The organism is Methanoculleus marisnigri JR1 (assembly GCF_000015825.1).
Classification (GTDB): domain Archaea; phylum Halobacteriota; class Methanomicrobia; order Methanomicrobiales; family Methanoculleaceae; genus Methanoculleus; species Methanoculleus marisnigri.
On sequence record NC_009051.1, the window covers coordinates 1621191 to 1644585 of the forward strand.

Consider the following 23395-nt stretch of genomic DNA (forward strand, 5'->3'; position numbering starts at 1 on the left):
ATCACCATACAAATATCAGTGGAGATATATTAGATTACGTGTATTCCGGACACCGGTTCGGTGCCGGCCACTTTCGCGCCACGCAGATCAGGCATTTATACTCAAGGGACACGGAGACTAATTGGGCATGAAGATCGTTCATCTTGCAGACACACATCTCGGATTATCGGCTTTTAACCGGGTTGATCCGGATACCGGGATGAACCTGCGCGAACAGCTCATCTACGACAACTTTCTTGCCGCCGTCGACCGGGTCGTTGCCTTACGGCCCGATGCGCTCGTCCATGCGGGCGACCTCTTCCACCAGGTCAAGCCGAAGACCCGCGCCTACACGACGGCGCTCGACGCCCTCTCCCGCCTGCACGATGCGGGGATCCCGGTGCTCGTGGTCGCGGGCAACCACAGCATGGCCAAGACGCGGTACACGGCATCGCCGTTCGAGGTGCTCGAGCGGGGCGGCTACCGTGCAAACAGCCTCTACGTCGCCCACCACAACCGTTACCGCCGGGTCGAACTCGGGGATACGGTCTTTCACCTGATACCGAATATGCTCGAGGCGGAAGGCTACCGGAGGGCGTTCGAGGGGCTCGAGTTCTCCGGCGGCACGAATGTGCTCGTCACCCACGGCCTTGCGAGCATCTTAAAGGACAAACGGCTGCACACCGTCGCCGAGCACGAACTGGACGCGACCATCCTCTCCGACCGGTTCGACTACATCGCGCTCGGCCACTTCCACGGCCAGGTGCAGGTCGCCGACAACGCCTGGTACAGCGGTTCGCTCGAACACTGCAATTACGGGGAGATCGCGGAGGAGAAGGGCGGGCTCGCCGTGGACCTCGCGTCAGGAGAGGTCGAGCATATCGACCTCCCGCGCACGCCGATGTTCAGCCTCGGCCGGATCAACTGCGACGGGCTTTCGGCCAGGGAGGTCGTTGATGCCATCCTCGATGCTGCCGATAACCACGAGCAGAAAATCCACCACGCGATCTGCCAGGTCACGCTCGACGGGATACGCCGCGATACGCTCCGCGCGCTCGACCAGAAGGCGCTCCAGGATGTCCGGAACCGTGCGCTCGACCTCAAGCTGCAGGTTCTGGCCGTCGACGACCCGTCCCGGATTTTCTACGAGGACTCGCTCGTCGGCCTCGACTACGTTGCCGAGTTCGAACAGTTCGTGGAGAAGGAGCATCTCGCTCCCGGCGACGAGACGTTCGTGAAGAAGACCGGGACGGAGGTTCTCCGGTCGGTCATCGCACGCCATAAAGAGGGAGAGCGTGCTGCTGAATAAACTCTGGATGCGCAACTTCAAGCGCTTCCGCGACCAGGAGATCGTGTTTCAGGACGGTATCACGGGGATCGTCGGGAACAACGGGACCGGTAAGAGCAGCATCGTCTCCGCCGTCCTCTTCGCCCTCTACGGCCTGCAGGGGACCGGTCTCGACGGGGATTACATCGTCAGTTCCTTTGCGGGACCGCAGGACGTCTGCGAGGTTCGCCTGGACTTCTCGGTCGGCGGCAACGAGTACGCCGTCGTCCGCAAATTCAAACGCCGCCCCTCATCGACCCTCCACGAGGCAAACCTCTACCTGAACCAGAAACTCCTCGCAAACAGCGTCCAGAAGGTGGGAGAGGAGGTGCAGCGGATCGTCGGCATGGCCCCGGGCGACTTCCGGAACACCATCTACGCCGGGCAGAAGGAACTCCTTGCCCTGCTCGAGACCCGGGCCGGGTCCCGGAAGGACTGGTTCATGCAGGTGCTGGGTATCGATTACCTCAAGAAGGACAGCATGGAGCACCTCAAATCGATCATCGATGCCCGGGAAGGAAGCTGCCGCGAGCTCTCCGGCCGGCTCCAGGAACTGGATGCCGGCGGGGTTCGCGGTCGTCTTGCGGCGCTCCGCACAGATCTCGCCGGGGCGGAGGAAGAGGCGGAGGAGGCCCTGGGGAGAGAGAAGGCTGCCGCGGAGGAACTTGAGCATGCACGCACGGAGCGCGACCGGCTGCTCTCCGTCCGCGAGCGTTACCTGCACCTTGCACGGGAAGAGGAAGTGCTCGCAGCCGAGATCGAGCGGCTCCGCACCGAGTGCCGGGAGACGGAAGGGGAGATCGCCGAACGGGAGCAGGTGCAGGCCGAACTCGAAGGACTCGCTCTCCTCGCCGACCGCTACGAGGCCCTGAAAGCCGAGACGACCGCGATGGCCGAGGAGAAGGAGCTCGCCGACCGCCTGAGCCTCGAAGCGAACGCTGCGGAGGAGCGGGTCAGGGAGTACGGCGAGCGCCGCACAAAGGTCGAGGCAGAACTCGCCGCGCTTGCAGAGGACGAAAAAGCAGTTGCCGGCCTTACCCGCGAAGTCGCGGAGTGGCAGGCCCTCCGCGATCGCATCGCTGCGATGAAAGAACTCCAGCCGGAGTATGACTCACTCCGCGAAGACCTCACGCGCATGGACGAGCGGTTCGCCCAGATCGAGCGGCGAGTCGGGGAGAACCGGACGGAGATCGAAGGGATCGAGGAGAAGGTCGGGCGTCTCCGCGCGCTCGAAGAGGAGATCGGGGAGTACGATGCCCTCCTGGCCCGGGAAGAGGTCTTTCTCCGGGCGCAGGAACTCGCCCGGCAGGAGGAGCGGTGCCTGCGCGAGGTCGACGCGGCCTCCGAAGAGATGAGTCTCCTCGAGAGCGAGATTGCCGGGCTTGCCCGGCAGCTTGCCGGGATGGGCTCTATCGAAGACGAGATAGAATCCACGGAGAGCCGGAAAGAGTACCTGACCTCGCGGATCAGCGCGTGCGCGGAGCGGCAGGAGGCGCTCCGCGAGGAGATCCGGAGGCTTGCCGAACACCGGGCGGAGATTCTTGCCGCCGGCCCGGAGGGATCGTGCCCGACGTGCCACCAGGGCCTCGGCGACCACTACGAGGAACTGGTCGGCGATCTTGCAGCCGCTACGAACTCGATGCAGAAGACGCTCGCCGAACTCGAGGGCGAGCATGCGAGAGCGACCGCCGAACGAGAGAGCCTCGTCGCCGTGCTGAAAGATCTTTACGGGCAGCGCACCGCCTGTCAACGCTTAAAAGAGCAGCACGCGCTGTATTCTTCCCGGTACGAGCAGAGCGCGAGCGTCGGAGAGCGATGGCGGGCCGAGGCGGAGGGGCACCGTGCGGCGATGCGGGCGCTCGGGGTGGAGGGGTACGACCCGGAGGCGCACGCCGCGCTCAAGGAAGAGATCCGCGCTCTTGCGGAGAAGCGGGCGGCGGCCGATACCCTCCGGGGCGAATGCAGTCGCCTCCCCGCCCTCCAGGAGGAGCGCCAGCAACTCATCGCCGACGTCGAGAACTACCTCAGCCGCAAAGAGGAACTTGAAGCGAAGATCTCCCGGCTCGGGTTCGATCCGGTGATCCGGCAGCGGCTGGAGGCGGAGGCGCAGGCACTCGAGCCGTCCTACCGGGCATATACGGAAGCGCAGGCCCGGCTCGCGCGGCGGCCGGCGCTGGAAGAGGAACTGCAGGGCATCTCTGCACGAGTCAACGGCCTCGCGGAGAGGCTGCAGGCTATCCAGGCTGAACTCATCCGCCTCGCGTTCGACCCCGACCGGTTCGCACGCCAGAGCGAGGAATGCAACCGAGCTGATACGGCGCACCGGAGAGCGTTCGAACTCCGCGTCCGCCTTGAAGCAGTCCCGAGGCTGATCGAGGCGCTGGAGGCGAAGCAGACCCTCCTCGCCAACAGGGAGGCCGAACGGCTCCGGGTCGGGGAGGCCGTCAAGGAACTCGGGTTTACCGAAGAGACGGTCACGGCGGCAGAGGAGCGGGTCGCGAACTGCGAACGGGACCTCGCGGCGGCGCGGGAGCAGAGATCCGCCGTTGCTTTCCGGATAAACAGCCTTAAGATGGATATCGAGAAAGAGACCGGGAGACTCTCGCGTGCGGCCGACCTCGTCAGGCATCGGGAGACGCTCACCGAGGAGATCGGGCGGCTGAAACTGACCCGGTCGCTGATCAAAGAGTATACCGATTACCTCCTCCAGGTGGTCAGGGACCGGATCGAGGAGGAGGCGGGGTGGGTGCTTGCGGAGATCACCGACGGGCGCTACGGGACGGTGATGCTGGACGACGACTTCACCGTCCTCGTCCACGACATGGGCGACGACTACCCGGCCGACCGGTTCAGCGGCGGCGAGCAGGACGATATCGCCATCGCTCTCCGGGTGGCGCTCTCCCGGTTCCTCGCCGAGGTGAACGAGGTGCACGACTCCACGTTCCTGATCTTCGACGAGATCTTCGGGAGCCAGGATGAGGGACGGCGGAATAACCTTCTCCGGGCGCTCCGGACTCAGGAAGCCCACTTCCCCCAGATCCTCCTGATATCCCACATCACCGAGGTTCAGGACGAGTTCTCGACGACGCTGATGGTCGAGATGGGCACAGATCAGGCGAGCCAGGTCAGGGAGTTCGAATGACCGATCCGAATATCGTTTACCGGGACGCGATCCGGCGGATCGCAGGGCGGATCCGCGAGTGCGCCCCATCCGACCTTGCCGGACGGTTCGCGGCCGCCGGCGGGTTCGATGCCTCGTCCTACCGCCGCTGCCCGTCCCGGTTCGACGGGGCGGTCTGCGCGGTGGACGGGAGCAACACCGTCATCCTCGATGCAGGGAGTTTCGCCGTTGCCGCCGTCCGGGCATCGGTCAGTTCGTACGCGGATGGTTCGCGCCTCCACCACCGGACGACGCCTCTCCAGATCGTCACGGTCAACCCCGGGAAGGGGAACGAGGACTTCGACGAGATCTATCACGACTGTTTCCACTGCACCCCGAAGGTGCACCTCGACCACGACGACCCTGTCCGGAACACCGCCGTCATACGGGATACCCTTGAGTTCTGGGCGGCGACGGAGATGGCTGCGGAACTCGATGCCGGGGACCTCATCGTCCTCGACGGCACGCTCCAGGTCCGCCACGCGAGCCACGACGAGGTCGTCGAGAAACTCCTGAACCTCTGCAACCTCCGTGGCGTGCTCATCGCCGCGGTGACGAAACGGACGTCGCTCACCTGGGGCGGCGGACACCCGATCGTCCCGGCGGCAGAAGGGCTTGCACGCGACCTCGGCGTCCCCGGACCCTGGTACCTCTGCGTCTCCGCCGCCGACGGCCTGATCGACCGCCTGGAGACACACTCCTGGAAGCAGCGGGGCGAGCAGTATGTCGCCCGGCTGCACCCGCGGGCAGAGCGGGCGTTCAAGGTGGAGATCCCCGCGTTCTACAGCGCGGAGATGGTCGAACGGGTCTTCTCGGCGCTCGCGGCCTACGCCGACGACGGGAGGGTCACGGGCTACCCGTACCCGCTTCTCGACGCCCACCTCACCACCAAGATCGGGAAGGATGCGGTCGAGCAGGTCCGCCAGGACATCATCCGGGACATGGACCGGCTCGGCATGAGCCTTGTCGACTACACCGGCATCTTTGGTGACTATCATGACGAGTTTGACCGATATTGACGGCGACGACGCCTCGAAATACCGGCTGATCGGTGACCGGGTGCTCGGTTACCGGTTTGCCGTCCCCCACAATGCGGAACTCTATCTCGGGGACGTGTTGAAGATCACGGACAGTGTCAAAGGGCTGACGTTCTTTGCGAAGGTGAACGACCTCCTCCACGACTGCAACTTCTCCGACCCGAAGTGGGACACACGCCCTCATACGGAGCACTTCTACGGGATCGGGGAGAACGTCTTCATCCTCGTCGAGGCAACGCCCCTCGGGTACGTCGGGGAAGACGGCACCTTCAGGAAACCCCGGACGATCCCCGCGAAGTTCTCCCGCGTAGAACGTCCGGAGTCGCGCGATTTCGCGTTCCTCGCGCAGGTTATGGGCGAGATCGAGGTCGGCGTGATGAAGACCGGCCAGGGCGTCTTGAAGGACGTCAGGGTGGCGCTCCACGCGCAGGTGATGCGCCAGCACATGGGCGTCTTTGCGACGACCGGGATGGGGAAGAGCAACTTCATGAAGGTCTTCTGCGCCTCCTGCATGCGGGCACGCGAGTTCGGGCTCCTCATCGTCGACCCGCACGGCGAGTACGTGGCGGGAGGGCGGTCGTCGAGCGGAGAGGCCACCATGGGGCTCCTGCACTACCAGGCCGGCCGTGACGGGCTCGCGGTCTTCTCCACCCGGCCGGAGGAGAACAGGCGGAAGTACCACCTGGACCAGCTCTACCTGGACCACGACGACTTCAGGGCGCCCGACCTCCTCCTCCTCTACGAGCACTCGCCGCCCCAGCGCGAGGTCGTGGAGATGCTCGAGAGCACGCCCGGTTCCGACGTGATCGACTTCTTCCAGAGCACCGATTTCGCAACCTTCGACGCCGAGACCTACACCGGTCGGCACCCCCGGATTGCAAGGGACTTGAAGAACTTCTCGCCGAGCACGCTCTCGGTGATGCAACGGCGCATCACGGGCATGATGAACCGGAACAGCAGATTCCTCCGCTCGAAGGGCTCTTCAATCCCCGACATCATGAAAGCGCTCCACGAGAACAAGGTCGTCCTGATCGACATCCCGGGGATGAGCGAACAGAGCGAACTCTTCGTCCTCTCGATCATAACGCGGAAGATCATGCGCAGCCACCAGGGCGAGGAGGCCGGGGGCGAGGGGGAGCCCAGGCAGGTGCTGATCACCATCGAGGAGGCGCAGCGGGTGCTGGGCTCGGGGCTCGGGAATACCAGGACGTTCCGCGAGGCGGCGATGGAGGGGCGGAAGTTTGGCGTGGGGCTCTGCGTGGTCACCCAGCAGCCGAAGAACATCGACGCCCGGGTCCTTGCGCAGCTGAACACCTTCGTGGTGATGGGGCTCTCCGACCGGGGGGATCGCGACACCATCGCAAGCAGCGCAAAACAGGATCTCTCGCGCCTCGATACCGAGATTCAGACACTTGAGGCGGGAGAAGCGGTCATCAGCACCATCGGGATTCCCTTCCCGGTGAGCACCCGGATCCATCTCTTCGAGGACTACATCGAGGATCTCAACAGAAGACCGGGGACAAAGCCGATAGACGACGGGCTTGAAAATATCTTTTAACGGCAACGCACGAAGGAAATTCGGGCAGGAAACCTTACCGTTTCCGCCGTCCCTTCACTGAATTGCTTGGCGCCCTCCGGGCGTCAGAATTACTGATCGTTCTTGATTTTCCGTATGGAGACGCAGTTGACGACCGCATCTCCGGTCATGATGTAGCGTTTGACGACGGTTCCGAGCACCTCGACCACATCCCCCTTCTGCACGTCTTCTGCCGGCGAGGTGAACATCTTGACCGATATCTCACCTGTCCGGTCGGCGACGAGGTACTGTGGCCGGTTGAGGAACTGGATGTAGACCCGCTCGACGACACCCTTTATGCGCACCGGTTCGCCGAGTTTATTCAAATTGATCTCCCGTATCCGGGCGTTCTTTGCTTCCGCTTCATACATCGGTACCAGCGACGCGTACTGCTTCTGACTCATGTAGTTGAGTGCCATGGGTATGAGAAGCAGCATGACCGCCGACGGAACCGCCCAATACAGCGCGTATACATTCCCGGTTGTGAAGACATACGCGGCGATCAGGGCAATAAAAAAGAGGAAGACGACCACGGTAACGGCCGTCACCCTCACTTTGACATCTCCGATTTGCATCGTCAATCAGGTTTACTTAAGGGCTGCAATTTCCTTTCTGAACGCGACCCAGTAGAGAACACCGACGAAGAACAGACCGCCGACGATGTTGCCGAGTGTGACCGGGATGATGTTGTTGGTCCACATGGTCACCCAGTTCAGCGTATCGACTGCCTTTGTGGGGTCGATGCCCGTGCAGAAGATGCCTGCGGGGATGAAGTACATGTTCGCAACGCTGTGCTCGAACCCGCTGGCAACGAAAGCGAAGATCGGGAACCAGATACCGACGATCTTGCCGATCGCGTCATCGGCGCAGATACCGAGCAGGACAGCAAGGTTGACGAGCCAGTTACAGGCGATTCCCTTGAGGAAGACCGACCACAACGCCGCAGCGCCGACGTAACCCGTCTTTGCGGTCGCTATGCTTACTGCTCTCGCGCCGAACGCCGTGAGCGTCGCGGCTCCTGTGGCGTCGAAGCTGGCATACGGGCCGTATGCCACGATATACGCGAAGATAATCGACCCAACTAGGTTGCCGATATATACCCAGAGCCAGAGGTTGAGCACGCTTGCCCAGCTGACCTTGTGGACGAACGCTGCCATGGGGGCGAGCATCGCGTCGCCGGTGAAGAGCTCGGCACCGGTCATGATCGTGATGATAAGCCCAACAGGGAAGACAGCACCCAGAATGAGCTGGGAGACACCGGGACTCGCGGCACCAAACCGCATCGCAACGTCGGTTGCCTGGATACCGGTCGAACAGATCGTTGCCAGGGCTGCGCCCATCGCGATGAACGCTCCGGACAGGATACCACGCAGGAACATGTTCCAGGCAGGCAGTCCGACCTTGTACTTCCCGGCATCACCTGCTTTTGCTACGATAGCAACTGGAGGATGGAATACCATTTTTCATACACCTCTCTAAACGTCCTACCTATACCATCAAGTAATTCGAATGGATAGGTCTAGTTAATCAGTAATTTAAGAGTGCTATTAATAGGTTTCGAAATGATCGCTGTGCGCGGCGAAGATAACCAAAATTCAGGCGTTTATCCACGCTTTAAGTTAATTCCAGTCGTTAAACACTAAATATCAATAAACGATGCTTTTACTATTACATACGCGCCCACGCGGAATATATGGGGTTTGAAGCGAGTTTTTGGGCAGGTGTGCAGAGGCGGGCGCGCAGATCCCGCATTTTCCACGCGTGTTTATGCCGGGGTACCGGACGTGCGGCAAAATCGCCATAGATGTATGCGCGTCGGGATATGCTTCAAGAATGGGCGTGGAAATGGATTTTAAAGCGTTTTTTTGAGAAAATAGTTTATTTATCCGGTTTAACAGGCCACCCCTCTCCGGATCGTGCTTCCTTTTGAACAGCTCTGAAGATGCCGCGGCACCCATCCCCACCCGTGTGTGCGCTCCGTCTCTCCGGGGTCTGTCCCGATAGCCGCCACCGGGAATGGCGGACACGGGATCTTGTACTGACAGCCCTCAAGAACGGGACGAGCATCTGCCTCTCCCGGAGATGGGTACCTCCGATTATCCATCCGATGTCACGCTTCTCCCGGCGATACGGATATACCGGGCCTCCGCCGATTGTGGGTGCAGTCTGGGACCCCTCGCCCCGGACATCGCGTCTTATAGGGTCACTGTCGGGCTTCTGGTGGCAACCGGTACCCGGACACCCTCGCGGGAGGCCATCGGGCTGTCCGGGAGCGATGCCGATGAAGCAGGCGCACCGGGAAATCCGGCGGACGCACATAACGCTTTCCCATATACTATCGCACTAAGTCAATCAAATCACATAAATGTTGGGCTAACGTATTCACTGTATTCCATGCAGGTCGAGGAAACCGTCACTCCCTACAGGAGAGTTATACTTATCGCCGTCATCGTCGGGCTCATTGCCGGCCTCGGCGCTCTGTTCTTTTTCGAAGGGTTGAAACTGGGAACTGCATTCTTCATGGAAGGGATCGTAGGGTTTCAAATCCCTAAGGAAGGGCAGAACCTCCAGGATATTGCTCAATGGGCTCCTCCCGATAACCTCTGGATGATCCTCCCCGTCATCTGTTTCGGAGGGCTTCTCTCCGGTCTCCTGGTCTACACCTTCGCCCCGGAGGCGGAGGGGCACGGGACGGATGCAGCAATAAAGGCGTTTCATGGAGAGGGACGGGTACGCTGGCGCGTTCCCCTCGTCAAAGCAGTCACCGCCGTCCTGACCATCTCGACGGGAGGAAGCGCGGGGCGTGAAGGGCCGACCGCACAGATGTCGGCCGGCTTCGGCTCGATCGCCGCCGATCTTCTGGGCCTCTCCGCACGTGAGCGGAGGCTTGCTATCGCCACCGGTGTCGGCGCCGGAATCGGCACGATCTTTATGGCGCCTCTCGGGGGGGCGATCCTCGCTGCGGAGATCCTCTACAGGCAGGATTTCGAGACCGAAGCGATCGTTCCTGCGTTTCTGGCTTCTGTCATCGGTTACGCCATCTTCGGCCTGGTTGAAGGCTTTGAACCAGTCTTCGGCCCCGGGGTGACTTCCTGGAACGTTTCCCAGATCCCGTTCTTCATCCTCCTCGGCGTGGTCTCGACTGCAATAGGTCTGATCTACATAAACACATTCTATGGGACAAACAGGATTTTCAAAAAGGTATTCAGCCGCCTGAAGATCCCGAATCATTTCAAACCCCTCGCCGGGGCATTCCTCACCGGCACGTTCGTCCTCGCTCTTGCCGCCCTCTCTCCCGAAGCGGCAATCGTCGGGCTCGGGAGCCTCGGTACCGGATACGGCTTTGCGCAACTCGCGCTCTATAACATGCTCCCTGTCGGGGTGCTGCTCTTCCTCCCGTTTGCAAAGATCCTGACTACGTCGCTCACCATCGGTTCCGGGGGGAGCGGCGGCGTCTTTGCACCGGGGCTGGTGATCGGGGGGGCGACGGGAGGCGCCTTCGGTTCCCTGCTGCACCTCGCCCTTCCTGGGATCATACCCGCCGAATCAGTGCCGGTCTTCTTCATCGTCGGGATGATCGCTCTCTTCGGTGCGATCTCCCATGCACCCATCGCGGTCATGATCATGGTCGTGGAGATGACCGGCGACTTCTCCCTGCTCGTGCCGGCGATGGGCGCCGTATCTGTGGCGGTCATTCTCATCGGCCAGTCCACCATCTTCCGCGAACAGGTGTTGAACCGTTCACAGTCGCCCGCTCACCGCGACGAGTATATGATTGAGATCCTTCAGGATATTCACGTGGGCGATGTTATGGTGCCCCGTGACCGGATTGTGGCCGTTTCGCCCGATGATACCGCCGGACGGGTGCTTCACCTGATTGACAGGACGCTGCACACCGGATTTCCGGTGCTCGATAAGAAAGGGAGCCTCGTCGGCATGATCGCTCTCGACGATGTCAGAGACAACCGGATAAATGGCGAACATGACGAGCTGGTGGAGGATGCCATGAGTTCACGTGTATTCACCGTGCATCACGCCTGTACGCTCCGCGAGGCCCTGGATCTGATGACCGAGCGCGACATTCATCACCTGCCCGTCGTCCCGGCAGACGACCCAAGAGAACTCTCCGGGTTCATCACCCGGACGGATATTATGAAGGCCTATACCCAGAAGGCATCGCGGTCGGCAGGAAGGCGCCACCGTACCGGTTCCGTTACCCTGATCGAATCGGATACGGCAGCAGGAAAGAGTTCCGGCGGCAAAAAAAGGACGGAGGGTTGAGATTTCAGCCCGGGTCATCTGAAGATGTCGAAGATCTGGTCGCTTCCCGTCGCCTCGAGGCGCTTTCTCTCCGCGCTCTCCTCGACCAGAGCCAGCACCGGCGGGGTCATGTCCTCGCCCGGGTGGAACCCGAAGAGTTCCTCGAGATCGGTCTGGATGGCGTGCATGAAGACCGAGTTCGAGATCTCCACGGGGCAGAGTTCCTCGCACTGGCCGCAGTTGACGCAGGAGTCGGAGATGTGCGCGAACCGGATGAGGTGGAACATGAACGGCGGCGGGATCACGCCGGGTTCGACCAGGTAGTCTTTCCTCGTGCTGCACTCGACGCAGTAGCAGATCGGGCAGTTCTCGATGCAGGAGTAGCACTTGATGCACCGGCTCGTCTGCTCCCTGATCTTGTTCAGGCGTTCCGTTCCCTCGCCGAGCGCCCCGAAGTAGCGTGCCCGCCATTTGTCGCCGAGTTTCAGCATCGCGTTCTCGACCTTGCCGCGGATATCGATTCCTTTCGGGTTCGCGGGCTCGGTGGCGACCGCCCCGGTCTTCACGGCAGCGTTGAGGAGGTTTGCGCCCTTCTCGGAACAGACCTCGACGAAGGTGGCGTTCCCGGCTTTCTCCCCGATGACGCCCCAGTTGCCGCAGGCGAGATCCGCCTGGCGCGGGATCTTGATCTTGCACCGGCGGCAGTTGCTCCGGCGGCCGAGGCCCGGGTCCCCGAGGAGATCCTCCGCCCCCTCTTCGAGTTCGTCGATCGAGACGGAGGCGTGCTCGCCGTCTTTTGTGACGACGATGAACTTTCCTTTGTCGATCTCTTCCTTGACGACCGAATCGGGGTCAAGGCCGAGTTTCTCCCGAACGATGATCCGGGCCGTCTCCGGCCGGATGGTGCCGCCGCAGTTGAGGCCGATGATGATGATGTTGTCCAGGTTGACCTGGTTGCGCTTCGCCATCTCGTAGATTGCCTTGACGTCGCAGCCTTTAAGGACGGTTGCGATCCGCATATTCGGCTCGGTGGCAAGAAGGCACCGCCGCATCTGTTTGGGGAGGAGCAGGGTGCCGCAGTGAAGCGACCCGGCAATCCCCCCGATCTCGGCGGGGTCGGTGATGAGGGCCGGCAGCGCATCGTAGACGTCCGCGCCTTTCCTGACCGCAAAGACCGCGTCGACCATGCCGCTCTCGAGGGCGTGACGCAGCAGCGCGGTGACGGCTCCGCCGGTCTCCGCCTTCTCGCGAAGTTCGTCGTCCATCGTCCACGCATAGAGTAAATCGCCTTTTCCTGCCATCTTCAGGCCTCCTCGGTGATCTTCTCAACCTTCACGGCACAGGCCTTGTACTCGGGGATCTTCGCTACGGGGTCAAGCGCATTGTGGGTCAGCCTGTTCGCCGGGTGCTCCTTGTAATGGAACGGTATGAACATGACGCCTTTGATGATCTCGGGGGTGACCCGTGCGGGGATCTCGACCGAGCCCCGCCGGGTGCTCGCCCGGACGACCTCTTCATCCTCGATCCCGAGTTCCTTTGCGTCCTCGGGGTTGATCTCGATCCAGCCGATGGGCGCCTCTTTCTCGAGGCTCCACGACCGGCGGGTCATGGTGCCAGTGTGCCATTGCCAGAGTGTGCGGCCGGTCGTGAGCACGTAGGGGTACTCGGCGTCCGGCACCTCGGCAGGTGGCTTCCACTCGATCGGACTGAAGACCCCGAGCCCGTCGGGCATGGCGAACCTCTCCCTATGAAGGATCGGCGTTCCCGGGTGCTCCTCGGTCGGGCAGGGCCAGTGCAGACCGTCGGGGTCGAGGCGGGCGTAGGACATGCCGTGGTAGGACGGCGTGACGGCGGCGACCTCGTTGAAGATCGCTTCGGGACTTTCGAACGCAAACTGCTCGGGATAACCCATTTTGCTCCCGAGTTCGCAGATGATCTTCCAGTCTTCCTTCGCCTCCCCTGGCGGGTCCTGGGCCTTCTTCCAGCGCTGGACACGCCGCTCGGTGTTCGTCTGGGTGCCGTCCTTCTCGGCGTAGCAGGCGGCGGGGAGCACCACGTCGGCGAAGTTGCCCGTCTCGGTCAGGAAGATGTCCTGGACGACCAGGAACTCGAGGTTCTTGAGCCCTTCCTCGACGTGGTGGAGGTCGGGGTCGGAGAGCATCGGGTTCTCGCCCATGATGTACATCGCTTTGAGTTTGCCGGATTCGTCGGCGAGGACGTTGACCATCTCGGTGACGGTGTAGCCGACTCTGCCCTCGGCAAGCTCGTCGACGCCCCACATCTCCTTCATCTTCTTCTGCGCCGCCTCGTCGGTGACCTTCTGGTAGCCGGAGAAGACGTTCGGGAGGGCTCCCATGTCACAGGCGCCCTGGACGTTGTTCTGGCCGCGGAGCGGGTTGACGCCGCCACCGGGCCTGCCCATGTTGCCGGTGAGCATCATCAGGTTGGCGGTCGATTTGACATTGTCGACGCCGACGGTGTGCTGGGTGATGCCCATCGAGTAGATGAGCGTGGCGACGTCGGCGGTTGCGATCCACTCGGCCGCGGTCCTGAGACTCTCGACGGGGATACCGGAGGTCTTCGAGACGTTCTCAAGGCTGTAGTCGTCCTTCATGACGACCTCCTTGAGGTTCTCGAAGTCCTTCGTGCGGCTCGCGATGAACTCCTTATCCTCCCGGCCGTTTCTGATGATCTCCTGCATCAGGCCGTTTAAGATCGCGACGTCGGTGCCCGATATGAACGGCATGTAGAGGTCGGCCTGCTTCGCGGTGGGGGTGAGGCGCGGGTCGGCGACGATCACCTTCCCGCCGCCCTCTCTCGCACGGATGATGCTCCGCGCTATGAGCGGGTGCTGCTCGAATGTGTTGGACCCGAGGACGAAGACGCACTTCGACTCGGCGATGTCCGTGATCGAGTTGGTCATTGCCCCTGACCCGAAGACCGCCGCGAGGCCCGCGACGGTGGATGCATGGCAGAGCCGGGCGCAGTGGTCGATGTGCGGGGTCTTGAGAACCACCCGGGCGAACTTCTGCATCAGGTAGTTCTCCTCGTTCGATGTCCGGGCGGAGGAGAGGCAGGCTACCTCGTCGGGTTTGTAGGAACCGATCTTCTCCGCGATCAGGTCGTAGGCTTCGTCCCAGGTCGCCTCGACAAACCCGCCGTCCTTCTTGATCAGCGGTTTCGTGAGGCGGTCGGGGCTGTTTATGAATTCATGGGCATAGCGTCCTTTGGGGCAGAGTTTGCCCCCGTTGACGGGTGCGCGCTGCCAGTGCGCCACGTCAAAGACCTTGCCGTCCCGGACGACAAGGTTGAACCCGCACCCGGTGCCGCAGTACGGGCATGTCGTCGATACGTACTTGATTTCCATCATTCTCCCTCTGGCGGGGACTACATACCGCCTGGATTATATAATACGCATGGTCGTGGCCAATTTTTTGATGAATATCGGTGGCAGAATATAGGAGATCCCGTCATAAAACTGCCTGGACGACCAGCGCCGCCGCGAGCGTGACGAGCCCCGCCGCCGAGAGCGGAAGGGTGTAGTTTCGCACGACAGCGGAGAATTCGTCGCCGGTCGTCCGTTTGAGCAGCCAGAAGAAGGGGTCGCTGACGTAGGAGAACATGAACGCCCCCGCGGAGACCATGAGCACCAGGGCGAGCGGGTTTATCGCCGTGACGGCCGGGATCGTGGCAAGAATACTGCCGGTGACGGCCGCGGTCACGACCCTCGATCCCTGTGCCGCCTGCACCAGGGCGGCGATGACGAACGGGAGTATGGTTATGGGAAGGGTGCCGAGTACCAGCGCGGCCACGTCCGCGGGGAAGGTGCTTGCGGCGATGACGCCGCCGAGCGCCCCGGCACCGGCGAGGTCGAAGATGATGATCCCGGCGTTCTTGGTCCCCCGATGAAGCGCCCGCTCCCGGACGTCGCCCGGAACGGTGGCAAGGGCGGCGAAGAGCCCGGCAAGGAGCGCCAGGTTGATGTTCGCGAGGGCGTGGAGGTACGGGATTAACGACCCGATCGCGAGCATCCCGACGATGACGAGGAACGGCAGCCAGGGACGAACGTCCCGCCCGGCCGCCGGCTCTTCCGGAGGTTCGGCCGGGCGGGTGCGGCCCCGCAGGGCGAGGAGGAGTCCGGCGAGGAGAAGGAGGGAGAGGGGGAGGGCGACGAGGTCGATGTCCCAGGGCCGGCCGGAAAGAAGGTCGAGCGTCGTTATGGTGGAGTAGACGACGGGAGCGGGGTAGAGGAGCACGTAGGATATCATCCCGGCGACGCCGGCGCAGTAGAGGAGGGTCTTCGATGCCCGCCCATCGCGCTGGAGGTGCGTGAGGATGGGGGCGAGGATGACGAACGAGGTGATGCCGCACATCAGCGGGACGGAGAGGAGGTAGCCGGCCGTTCCCGCCGTGGCGAGGGGGCGGCGCACCAGTCCCCGGATGTCGGCGACGATATCCGCGATCCAGCCGCTCTCCCGGAGGATCTGGGCGATGCCGACCCCGCAGAAGATGACGACCGCGAGGATGGAGAATATTCTCCCGGCACCGCCGGTGATTGCCGCAATAACCGTCTCCGCAGGCATGCCGGCAAGGAAGCCGAAGAGGACGGATGCCCCGACCAGGGTGAGGAACGGGGGGAGGCGGTACCTGAGCGAGGCGACGGTGATCGCTGTGAGGGTGACGGCGAAGGCGATGAGGGTCTCCATCGGTCTCTCGTTGGGGGTTTGGGGATATAATATCCGTCAGTTCTGTTCTTTCTCGCGGCGCGCTCCGGCGATCCGGCTCTCCGCAATCTCCCGGTATTCCGGGTCGATCTCAAAGCCGATGTAGTCCGCACCGAGGGCGATCGCCGCAAGCGCCGTGCTCCCGATGCCCATGAAGGGGTCGAGGACGAGCATCCCGGGCCGGCAGCCGTGGAGCCGGATGCACATCTCGGGAAGTTTCTCCGGGAAACTGGTCGGGTGCGGCCGCGAGGAGCGGATCGTCCGGTAGGGGATGAACCAGGTGTTCCCCCGGTCGCGGAGGTCGCGCTCCGCCGCTTTCCAGCGGCCGATGTTGCTCTTGTCCTGGTAGGGCACGCCGACGCCGAGTTTGTCGAGCGCGACGTCGCCCCCTTTCGTGAAGTGGAAGATGTGCTCGTGGCACTGGCTCAGGTAGCGGGCGCTGTTCACCGGCTGGTAGTGACCGACGGCGATATCCCCGGTGATGTTCTCGTAGCCGCCCATGTCCGCCTTCTCGATCGCGATCGACTTGACCCAGTGAATGACGTTCTGCAGTTCGAAGTGGGGGCGGAACCGCTGGACGGCGTCGAAGGGGATCCAGGGGTCCCGGGGTTTGCCGCCGATGTTGAGGAAGAACGAGCCGTCGTCGGCGAGGACCCGCGCCGCTCCGGCGGCGAACTCCGCGAGCCAGCCGAGGTAGTCCTCGCGGGGCTTTCTGTCGTCGTAGGAGTTGTAGTCCTTCCCGATGTTGTAGGGCGGCGACGTGACGATGACGTCGACGGAGCCCGCCGGGAGGCGCCGCATGCCCTCGATGCAGTCCATGGTATGGATGGTGTTGACGGCAAGCCCGCCCACCCCTCTCTGCTGTTTTGTCACTCCGATCACGTATCGGTTCGCGGTCCAGGGCAAAAAGGTGAACGAAACATGCTGTCAGGCGCTGTCGTCGGCGAGAGCCTTCTGCCGCATCCGCTCGAGCGCGTCGACGAAGTCCTCGACCTCGTAGGGGTTGAGCCCCTCCGAGCCTTCGGGCTCGAGGCGTATGACCTCGAGGAGCGCGTCCTTGAGGATCTCGAGGCGGCTATCGGGAGGGAGGACGATCTCGAACCGGCGGAAGATGCGGTCGGGGATGCAGACGAAGTTCCCGTGGACGGAGGCGAACGAGAGGATCTCGTCTGCGGCAGGAACGTCGGCCTGGTCGACCTCGACCTCCAGAACCGTATCGGCACTCTCCTCTCCAAAACAGCGGCTGACCCTGATCTTCGTGGCTGCCCCTCCCCCGGTTTGGGCCGATATTCTCCCAGGGGAATGATATAGTTTTATGCCGGGGAAGGGGAGGTCTCCGTCGCGAGTGGAGTTCCGCCCTCCCCCTAAACATCGGGGATGCTTATTTGAAGGAATCGACGATGTTGCGGAAGAACCGCATGTTCATCGATTCGGTGGGCAGGGGTTTTTTCTCGCGCTTCAGCCGCTCTTTTCTCACCGGCCAGTCGTAGAGGTTCACGAACTCCATCGCCCGCTCGGGGTGCGGCATCAGCCCGAGAACCTTGCCGTCCGCCGACGTTACGCCGGCGATGTCCGCGAGCGCCCCGTTCGGGTTGTAGGGGTACTCCCCTCCCGCGGGGGAGAGGTCGTCACGGGAGTAGCGGAACGCGACCATCCCCTCCCGCTCGATCCGCTTTAAGGTCTCCTCCGAACAATAGAAGTTCCCCTCACCGTGGGAGACGGGGCAGTAGAGGTGCGAGATGCCCTTCGTCCAGAGGTTATCCGCAGCAGGCTTCAGGGTGACGAACCGGCACTCCAGCACGCCCTTCCTGTTCGGCATCAGGGCGATCTCGCGGGGACGGTCCCGGTCGAAGGCCGGAACCAGGCCGAGGTTCGCGAGGATCTGGAACCCGTTGCAGATCCCGAGGACGAGGTTGTCGCCCGCGAGGAACTCTTTTACGTCGCTCCAGAGGTTGTTTCGGACGCGGTTTGCGTAGGCGTTGCCGGCACCCGTGTCGTCGCCGTAGGAGAAACCGCCGGGGAAGACCATCAGCCGGTAGTCGGAGAGGGTCTTCTCCCCCGCGATGAGGTCGTTGATGTGGACGATATCGGACGCCATGCCCGCCCGCATCAGGGCTTCCTGCGTCTCCATCTCGGAGTTGATCCCGTAGCCGCTCATGATGAGGGCTCTTGGATTGTTTGCGCGAGCCATGCTCAGTACCCCCCGAAAGGCGCTTTATATGCAGTTTCCATTGCCGTCACCGGCTGTTCTATGAGCGTTTTTCCTGCCGACACCCGGAACGTTTCGCCGCCGACGCTGCCGAGGAGGTGCGCGTCGCCGCCGAAGATCTCCTCGAAGGCTTCGCGATCGCCGGGGGCGACCGTGACAATGAGCCGCCCGAGCGACTCCGAGAAGAGGTAGGTGTCCGGGCGCATCCCGCCGGTGATTGTCAGATCCATGCCGGCTCTCCCGGCGATCGCGACCTTTGCAAGGGCGACGAGGAGCCCCCCGTGGGTGACGGGGAAGGCGGAGGCGAGAAGGTTTTTCTCAATCGCGCCGGTCATCCGGCCGTAGCGCACCTTCGCCGTCTCGATATCGAGGGACGGAACCGTGCCCCCCTCGACACCGAGGTGCGCGAGGTACTCCGACCCGCCGAGTTCTTCCCCGGTCTCCCCCACGACGTAGACGAGGTCGCCGTCGAACTTCGCGTCCATCGATACCGCGGTCGTGACGTCGGGGTGGACGCCGATCGAGGTGATGAGGAGCGTCGGCGGCACGGAGACCTTCACGGGGTTCGAGTCGGCGTCATAGCCGGAGAAGTCGTTGAACATGCTGTCTTTCCCGGAGATATACGGCGTTGCGAACTCTACCGCGCCGTCATAGCACCCGAACGCGGCGCGCTTGAGCTGCCAGAGCCTCGCCGGTTCGTCGGAGGAGCACCAGCAGAAGTTGTCGAGGAGCGCGATGGTATCGAGCGGGACGCCGATTGCGATCAAACCCCGGACCGCCGCGTCGATCGCGGCGAGCGCCATCCGGTAGGGGTCGAGCTCGGAGTAGGACGGAAAGAGGCCCTGCGAGAGCCCGACGCCCTTCATCGAGCCGGGGACGACCTTCGTCAGGGTGGCCGTGGTCTGGACCCGCCCGGCTCCCTGCACCGGCCCGAGGACGTGCCCGCCCTGGACGGTATGGTCGTACCGGGTCGAGATGAACTCTTTGGAGCAGATGTTCTTTCGTGCGAGCATCGCGAGGAGGAGGTCGTCGAGCCGGTCGGGGCACGGGAAGTCTGGCTCGGGATACGCCGTCTCCACGGGCTCTGTCCGGAGGTGCTTCTTCGGGAGGCCGTCGTGGAGGAAGTCGAGGTCGACGTCCATGACGGTCTCTCCGCCGTACTCCACGACGCATCTCCCCGTATCGGTGAACGTCCCGATGACGGTGGCCTCGACCTCCCTCCTCTTCATCAGGTCCATGAACGCCTCGATCTTCTCTTCCGGGACGGCGAGGGTCATCCGCTCCTGCGACTCGGAGATCCAGATCTCCCACGGCGCCATGCCGGGGTACTTCAGCGGAACGCGGTCGAGGAGGACGTGGCACCCGCCCGACTCCCTCGCCATCTCGGCGACGGAGCAGGAGATTCCTCCCGCCCCGTTGTCGGTGATGCTCCGGTAGAGGTCGAGGTCGCGGGCCTCCTTGACGATGACGTCGGAGAACTTCTTCTGGGTGATCGGGTCGCCGATCTGGACCGCGGTCACGGGGCTCGCGGGGTCGAGGGCTTCTGAAGAGAAGGTGGCGCCGTGGATCCCGTCCTTGCCGACCCTGCCGCCGACCATGACGACGAGGTCGCCGGGCAGGGCCTGCTTCTCGTGGAGCAGTCTCCCGTTGTTGGCGCGCGGCATCACGCCGACGGTGCCGGCGAAGACGAGTGGTTTACCGACGTAGCGGTCGTGGAAGTAGCACCACCCCTGCGGCGTCGGGATGCCCGAGCAGTTGCCGCCGACGTCGATGCCGCGGACGACGCCCTCGAAGATCCGCCGGGGAGGGAGGATGGGGTTCGTCCGGTTCTTGCCGCGGAAGAGGGCCGGTTCTGTGTCGGGGTCGCCGACGCAGTAGCCGTAGATGTTGATGCAGGGCTTGGCGCCGAGGCCGAACCCGATGGTGTCGCGGTTCACCCCGACGATCCCGGTGAGGGCGCCGCCGAAGGGGTCGAGGGCCGAGGGGGAGTTGTGCGTCTCGACCTTGCAGGTCACCAGGTGCTCGTCGTCGAAGATGATGGCGCCGGAGTTGTCGGTGAAGACCGAGACGCAGATGTCGTCATCGCCCTTTGCCTCGCGGACGGTGTTGGTGGCCGCCTGGATGCAGGTCTTATAAAGCCCCCGGGGGACGTCGTCCATCGCCGAGGCAAAGATCGTGTGCTTGCAGTGCTCGCTCCAGGTCTGGGCGAGCGACTCGAGCTCGACGTCCGTCGGCTTCCGCCCGAGCCCCCGGAAGTAGTCGCGGATCGCGTGGAGCTGGGCGAGGTCGAGGGCGAGCGGCCCGCGCCGCTCCCCTGTTGCGGGGTCGAGGATACCCTCTTTTCCGATACGTGCGAGTTCCGCGTCGGGGAGGTCGAGGTCGACAGTCCCGGCGGCCTGCAGGTCGTGGAGGTGGACGAAGGGGGTGATTGCGTCCATTCCCTTCCCGGCGTACTCCTCGCGGCTCCTGACGTGCACCCGGTTGACGAGCGGGTTTGCGAGGGCGACGGTGAGCCGCTCCAGGGATTCGGGCGTGAGGTCGCCGGAGACGAGGTAGAGCTGCGACGAGAAGACCGCCTCCCCTTCGCCGAACCGGAACCCGAAGTAGTCCTCGATGGTCTGCTTTGCCGTCGTCCCGGCGTTGTCGGTGACCCCGGGCAGGAACCCGACCTCGATCGCGTAGTCGAACCCGGCCTCGGTCGGCCGGTCTACGGAGTACCGCTGGACGACGGGGTTGCTGAGCTGCGCGCCGATCTGCGAGAGCTCATCGGGGGAGAAGTCCCTCCGGGCGGTCGCTATGGTATAGACGTCGACGAGGTGCAGCTCGCGCAGGGGGAAACCCAGCGAGCGGAACCTCTCGGTACGCGTCGGCAGCCGTGGATCGCGGGTATATTGTACCTCTATCCGGTGGACGTACGAGGCCATGTATAAATATGGGTTGGATCTGGTGAAAAGGACTGCGATGGGGTGGGGGGTGTGGTCAGAGGATCTAAGTTGAGATCTTCATGGTGGCCCTTAGTGAAGCTAATTTGACCCGGTTGCAATAGATTGAGAGTGGATGTGGCATATGATGGGCTTTACTACGCTTATAGCCAGAATTTTTGATACTTCGTTATTTTCGACTGCAATCTCTTTTAAAAAAGTATATAAATTCTCTTGTGATAATGTGGAACAATGGCCCTACTAAGCTCTATGAAATCAGTCTATCAGCGTATCCTCAATAGACAATGTCCTGTTTGCAAAGGGCGCTATCCTTGGCTGAACAACGTTAAACATGGGCTTGTTCCTACAGCGGAGCATGGACAAATTCACAGGTCTACTTCGAGCCTCTAGCGGATCAGCGAAAACAGGAAAAGTGCTCTCAACAGGAAAGAGTAGTGCAAAACACTCCTCATCAAAATAGGGCTGTTATTCACAAGAAGTTTCTCATTTACACCGACAAAAACTCAATCAGGGAGAGTATGCATGGGAATATTTGACAAGTTATTCCGTACCGGGAATGCCTTTGGGGTGAAAGGAGTTAAGGTTCCCAAGGAACTTATCGATGTGGCGAACACGCATGACTTTTGTCACTACACAATAAACACACGGAATGCGGTGACCTCTCCACCTAACCTTGTAAGCACAGAGATCATTCAAAAGTTGCTACCCTTCCCAGATGACGAAGGGCACTTCCGTTTGAACATTCCTCAGTTCAATATGTTTGAGTTGCACTTGACACCGGATAATGATGTGATATTCTGTACGGTATATTCCCTTGACAAAGAAAAGGTTCCAGTGGTGACATTTGCCTCAATGTTGAGCGTGGCTGGCATGGATTATAGTGCGAAGATGATCGTCGATATGATCGCCAGTATGGCTCAAGATCCCGTTCTCGATGACTTCCTCGATGAGTGGATCACGAAGTATAAGTTAGACGAGGTAGACAACCTTTTCCAGGGAGTAAGTCCTCCTGCGTGCCTTGTGTGCCTTCATCCATTCATCACCTGCATCAATCGTGAAACAATGTTACAACTTGTTGATATAGAAAGGACGATCACAAGAGCTTGGTTCACACACTATGCCCTTCTCCATTGCAACCAGTATCAGATGATAGAAGAAATGGGTTTGGGTTGAGTGTATCCTTTCCCCTCACTTACCGAGGTCATCCCAATATTCTTCTGATCATGATACTACATGCCAAGTGAATCAATCCCATGAATGAGTGCTCATATCGCTCATATCAACAGGGAACGGGGGTGCAAGACATCCCTCACATAAGAGGTGATCAGCCCTCAACAAAACCCATGCTGCTTCTCTAAGTTCGTTGTCGGTGAACCATAGATGATGCACACCGAGAGCGCGGGCAGACAATCTCCAATTCCTTGACATATTTTAAAATTAGATTAAGAACCTAGGATCTTCAAGCCCCAGCCGAGATTTGAACTCGGGACCTGCTGATTACAAGTCAGCCGCTCTGCCAGCTAAGCCACTGGGGCATACCTTATATTGTAGGCGGTCTGCGGTAAAAAAGGTGGCGCCGGTTCTCCTCACGCTCCGCTCCTCGAAGACCTTCGGTCTTCTCAAACTCCTGTCCTGCGGACAGTCGTTCCTACCGGAGCGTCGTCACTCGCACCTAGCGGTGCTCGCGCTCCTGCCGCTCGTAGTCGCACCTTGCGGTGCTCAAACTCCGGACGTGCCGTCCGTCGCACTCCGCTCGCGCCAGTCGCGACTCGCACCTAGCGGTGCTCACGCTCCTGCCCTTACGGCCAGTCGCGTTCCCAAACAATTTCCCCATCATACAGTATCCTCCTGACCCGGTGATACGGAATACACGCCACGTGCGTCCCGGCGTCCACCTCCAGGTACTGCGCATCGAGCGCGACGACCCGGTCGCCGTGAACCGTCGAGCGGTCGCCGGGCGCCCCCCGGTCGGCATACTCGACCTCGATTCGGGAGAAGTCGTAGCCGGGGTCGTGATAGAACCGGAGCAGCAGCCGGTGGCTCGTCCGCATACCCTCTCCTCCACTGCAGCCTCGCGCCGTAGAATCATAAAGGTGCGGGATGCGCCGCCGGCCGGCCCGCCGGAGCGAATCGCAGGACGACGGGAACCGGGTCTGCAACGTTCATAACAGAAGAGCACAG

16 protein-coding genes and 1 tRNA gene are annotated in these 23395 nt (G+C 61.9%); 7 read left to right on the forward strand and 10 right to left on the reverse strand.

The window, feature by feature from the left end:
• Positions 1–127: 127 nt before the first annotated feature.
• From MEMAR_RS07910 to MEMAR_RS07925, 4 genes are read left to right on the forward strand one after another with little or no spacing between them, the layout of a single operon-like run.
• Complete coding sequence (locus MEMAR_RS07910) at positions 128–1288, forward strand: metallophosphoesterase family protein (protein WP_011844456.1); 1161 nt, start codon at positions 128–130, stop codon at positions 1286–1288.
• Positions 1275–4448 (forward strand): AAA family ATPase, encoded by a 3174-nt coding sequence (locus MEMAR_RS07915; RefSeq protein WP_011844457.1) that lies wholly within the window; start codon positions 1275–1277, stop codon positions 4446–4448. Before MEMAR_RS07910 ends, MEMAR_RS07915 begins: the two co-directional genes overlap by 14 nt.
• Entirely contained in the window at positions 4445–5485 is a 1041-nt protein-coding gene (locus tag MEMAR_RS07920) for a DNA double-strand break repair nuclease NurA (protein ID WP_011844458.1), read from the forward strand. Before MEMAR_RS07915 ends, MEMAR_RS07920 begins: the two co-directional genes overlap by 4 nt.
• Positions 5463–7061 (forward strand): ATP-binding protein, encoded by a 1599-nt coding sequence (locus MEMAR_RS07925; protein WP_011844459.1) that lies wholly within the window; start codon positions 5463–5465, stop codon positions 7059–7061. Before MEMAR_RS07920 ends, MEMAR_RS07925 begins: the two co-directional genes overlap by 23 nt.
• 89 nt (positions 7062–7150) lie before the next feature.
• On the opposite strand, the gene MEMAR_RS07930 is transcribed toward MEMAR_RS07925, so the two are convergent.
• Both MEMAR_RS07930 and MEMAR_RS07935 read right to left on the reverse strand, forming a co-directional pair.
• A complete protein-coding gene (locus MEMAR_RS07930; RefSeq protein WP_048063802.1) occupies positions 7151–7654 on the reverse strand; it encodes an OB-fold nucleic acid binding domain-containing protein in 504 nt (167 codons plus the stop codon).
• 12 nt (positions 7655–7666) lie between these two features.
• A complete protein-coding gene (locus MEMAR_RS07935) occupies positions 7667–8539 on the reverse strand; it encodes a formate/nitrite transporter family protein (RefSeq protein WP_011844461.1) in 873 nt (290 codons plus the stop codon).
• Positions 8540–9473: 934 nt separating this feature from the next.
• Between MEMAR_RS07935 and MEMAR_RS07940 the strand changes: the two genes are divergently transcribed.
• A complete protein-coding gene (locus MEMAR_RS07940; RefSeq protein WP_143706365.1) occupies positions 9474–11360 on the forward strand; it encodes a chloride channel protein in 1887 nt (628 codons plus the stop codon).
• Between the two features lie 14 nt (positions 11361–11374).
• Here the strand turns inward: MEMAR_RS07940 and MEMAR_RS07945 are convergent, their stop codons facing one another.
• From MEMAR_RS07945 to MEMAR_RS07960, 4 genes are all read right to left on the reverse strand, one after another.
• Positions 11375–12640, reverse strand: coding sequence for a Coenzyme F420 hydrogenase/dehydrogenase, beta subunit C-terminal domain (locus MEMAR_RS07945; RefSeq protein WP_011844463.1), 1266 nt, complete (start codon positions 12638–12640; stop codon positions 11375–11377).
• Positions 12641–12642: 2 nt separating this feature from the next.
• The gene (fdhF, locus tag MEMAR_RS07950) at positions 12643–14706 is read right to left on the reverse strand and encodes a formate dehydrogenase subunit alpha (protein WP_011844464.1); all 2064 of its coding nucleotides are present in this window, start codon (positions 14704–14706) and stop codon (positions 12643–12645) included.
• 103 nt (positions 14707–14809) lie between these two features.
• Positions 14810–16045: a GntP family permease gene (locus MEMAR_RS07955; protein WP_011844465.1), complete on the reverse strand. Its 1236-nt coding sequence runs from the start codon at positions 16043–16045 to the stop codon at positions 14810–14812.
• A gap of 36 nt (positions 16046–16081) precedes the next feature.
• Positions 16082–16936: a DNA-methyltransferase gene (locus MEMAR_RS07960; RefSeq protein ID WP_011844466.1), complete on the reverse strand. Its 855-nt coding sequence runs from the start codon at positions 16934–16936 to the stop codon at positions 16082–16084.
• Positions 16937–16984: 48 nt separating this feature from the next.
• Between MEMAR_RS07960 and MEMAR_RS07965 the strand changes: the two genes are divergently transcribed.
• The gene (locus MEMAR_RS07965; RefSeq protein ID WP_011844467.1) at positions 16985–17374 is read left to right on the forward strand and encodes a hypothetical protein; all 390 of its coding nucleotides are present in this window, start codon (positions 16985–16987) and stop codon (positions 17372–17374) included.
• Positions 17375–17444: 70 nt separating this feature from the next.
• On the opposite strand, the gene MEMAR_RS07970 is transcribed toward MEMAR_RS07965, so the two are convergent.
• Together MEMAR_RS07970 and MEMAR_RS07975 are read right to left on the reverse strand one after the other, a co-directional pair.
• A complete protein-coding gene (locus MEMAR_RS07970) occupies positions 17445–18254 on the reverse strand; it encodes a phosphoribosylformylglycinamidine synthase subunit PurQ (RefSeq protein ID WP_011844468.1) in 810 nt (269 codons plus the stop codon).
• Positions 18255–18256: 2 nt separating this feature from the next.
• On the reverse strand, positions 18257–21196 hold the full coding sequence (locus MEMAR_RS07975) for a phosphoribosylformylglycinamidine synthase subunit PurL (protein WP_011844469.1): 2940 nt from the start codon (positions 21194–21196) through the stop codon (positions 18257–18259).
• A 540-nt stretch (positions 21197–21736) separates the two neighbouring features.
• On the opposite strand from MEMAR_RS07975, the gene MEMAR_RS07980 reads away from it, so the two are divergent.
• Complete coding sequence (locus tag MEMAR_RS07980; protein ID WP_011844470.1) at positions 21737–22387, forward strand: hypothetical protein; 651 nt, start codon at positions 21737–21739, stop codon at positions 22385–22387.
• Positions 22388–22676: 289 nt separating this feature from the next.
• Here the strand turns inward: MEMAR_RS07980 and MEMAR_RS07985 are convergent.
• Positions 22677–22749 (reverse strand) — tRNA-Thr (locus tag MEMAR_RS07985).
• Positions 22750–23013: 264 nt separating this feature from the next.
• Entirely contained in the window at positions 23014–23265 is a 252-nt protein-coding gene (locus MEMAR_RS07990; protein ID WP_011844471.1) for a DUF504 domain-containing protein, read from the reverse strand.
• Between the last annotated feature and the right edge of the window lie 130 nt (positions 23266–23395).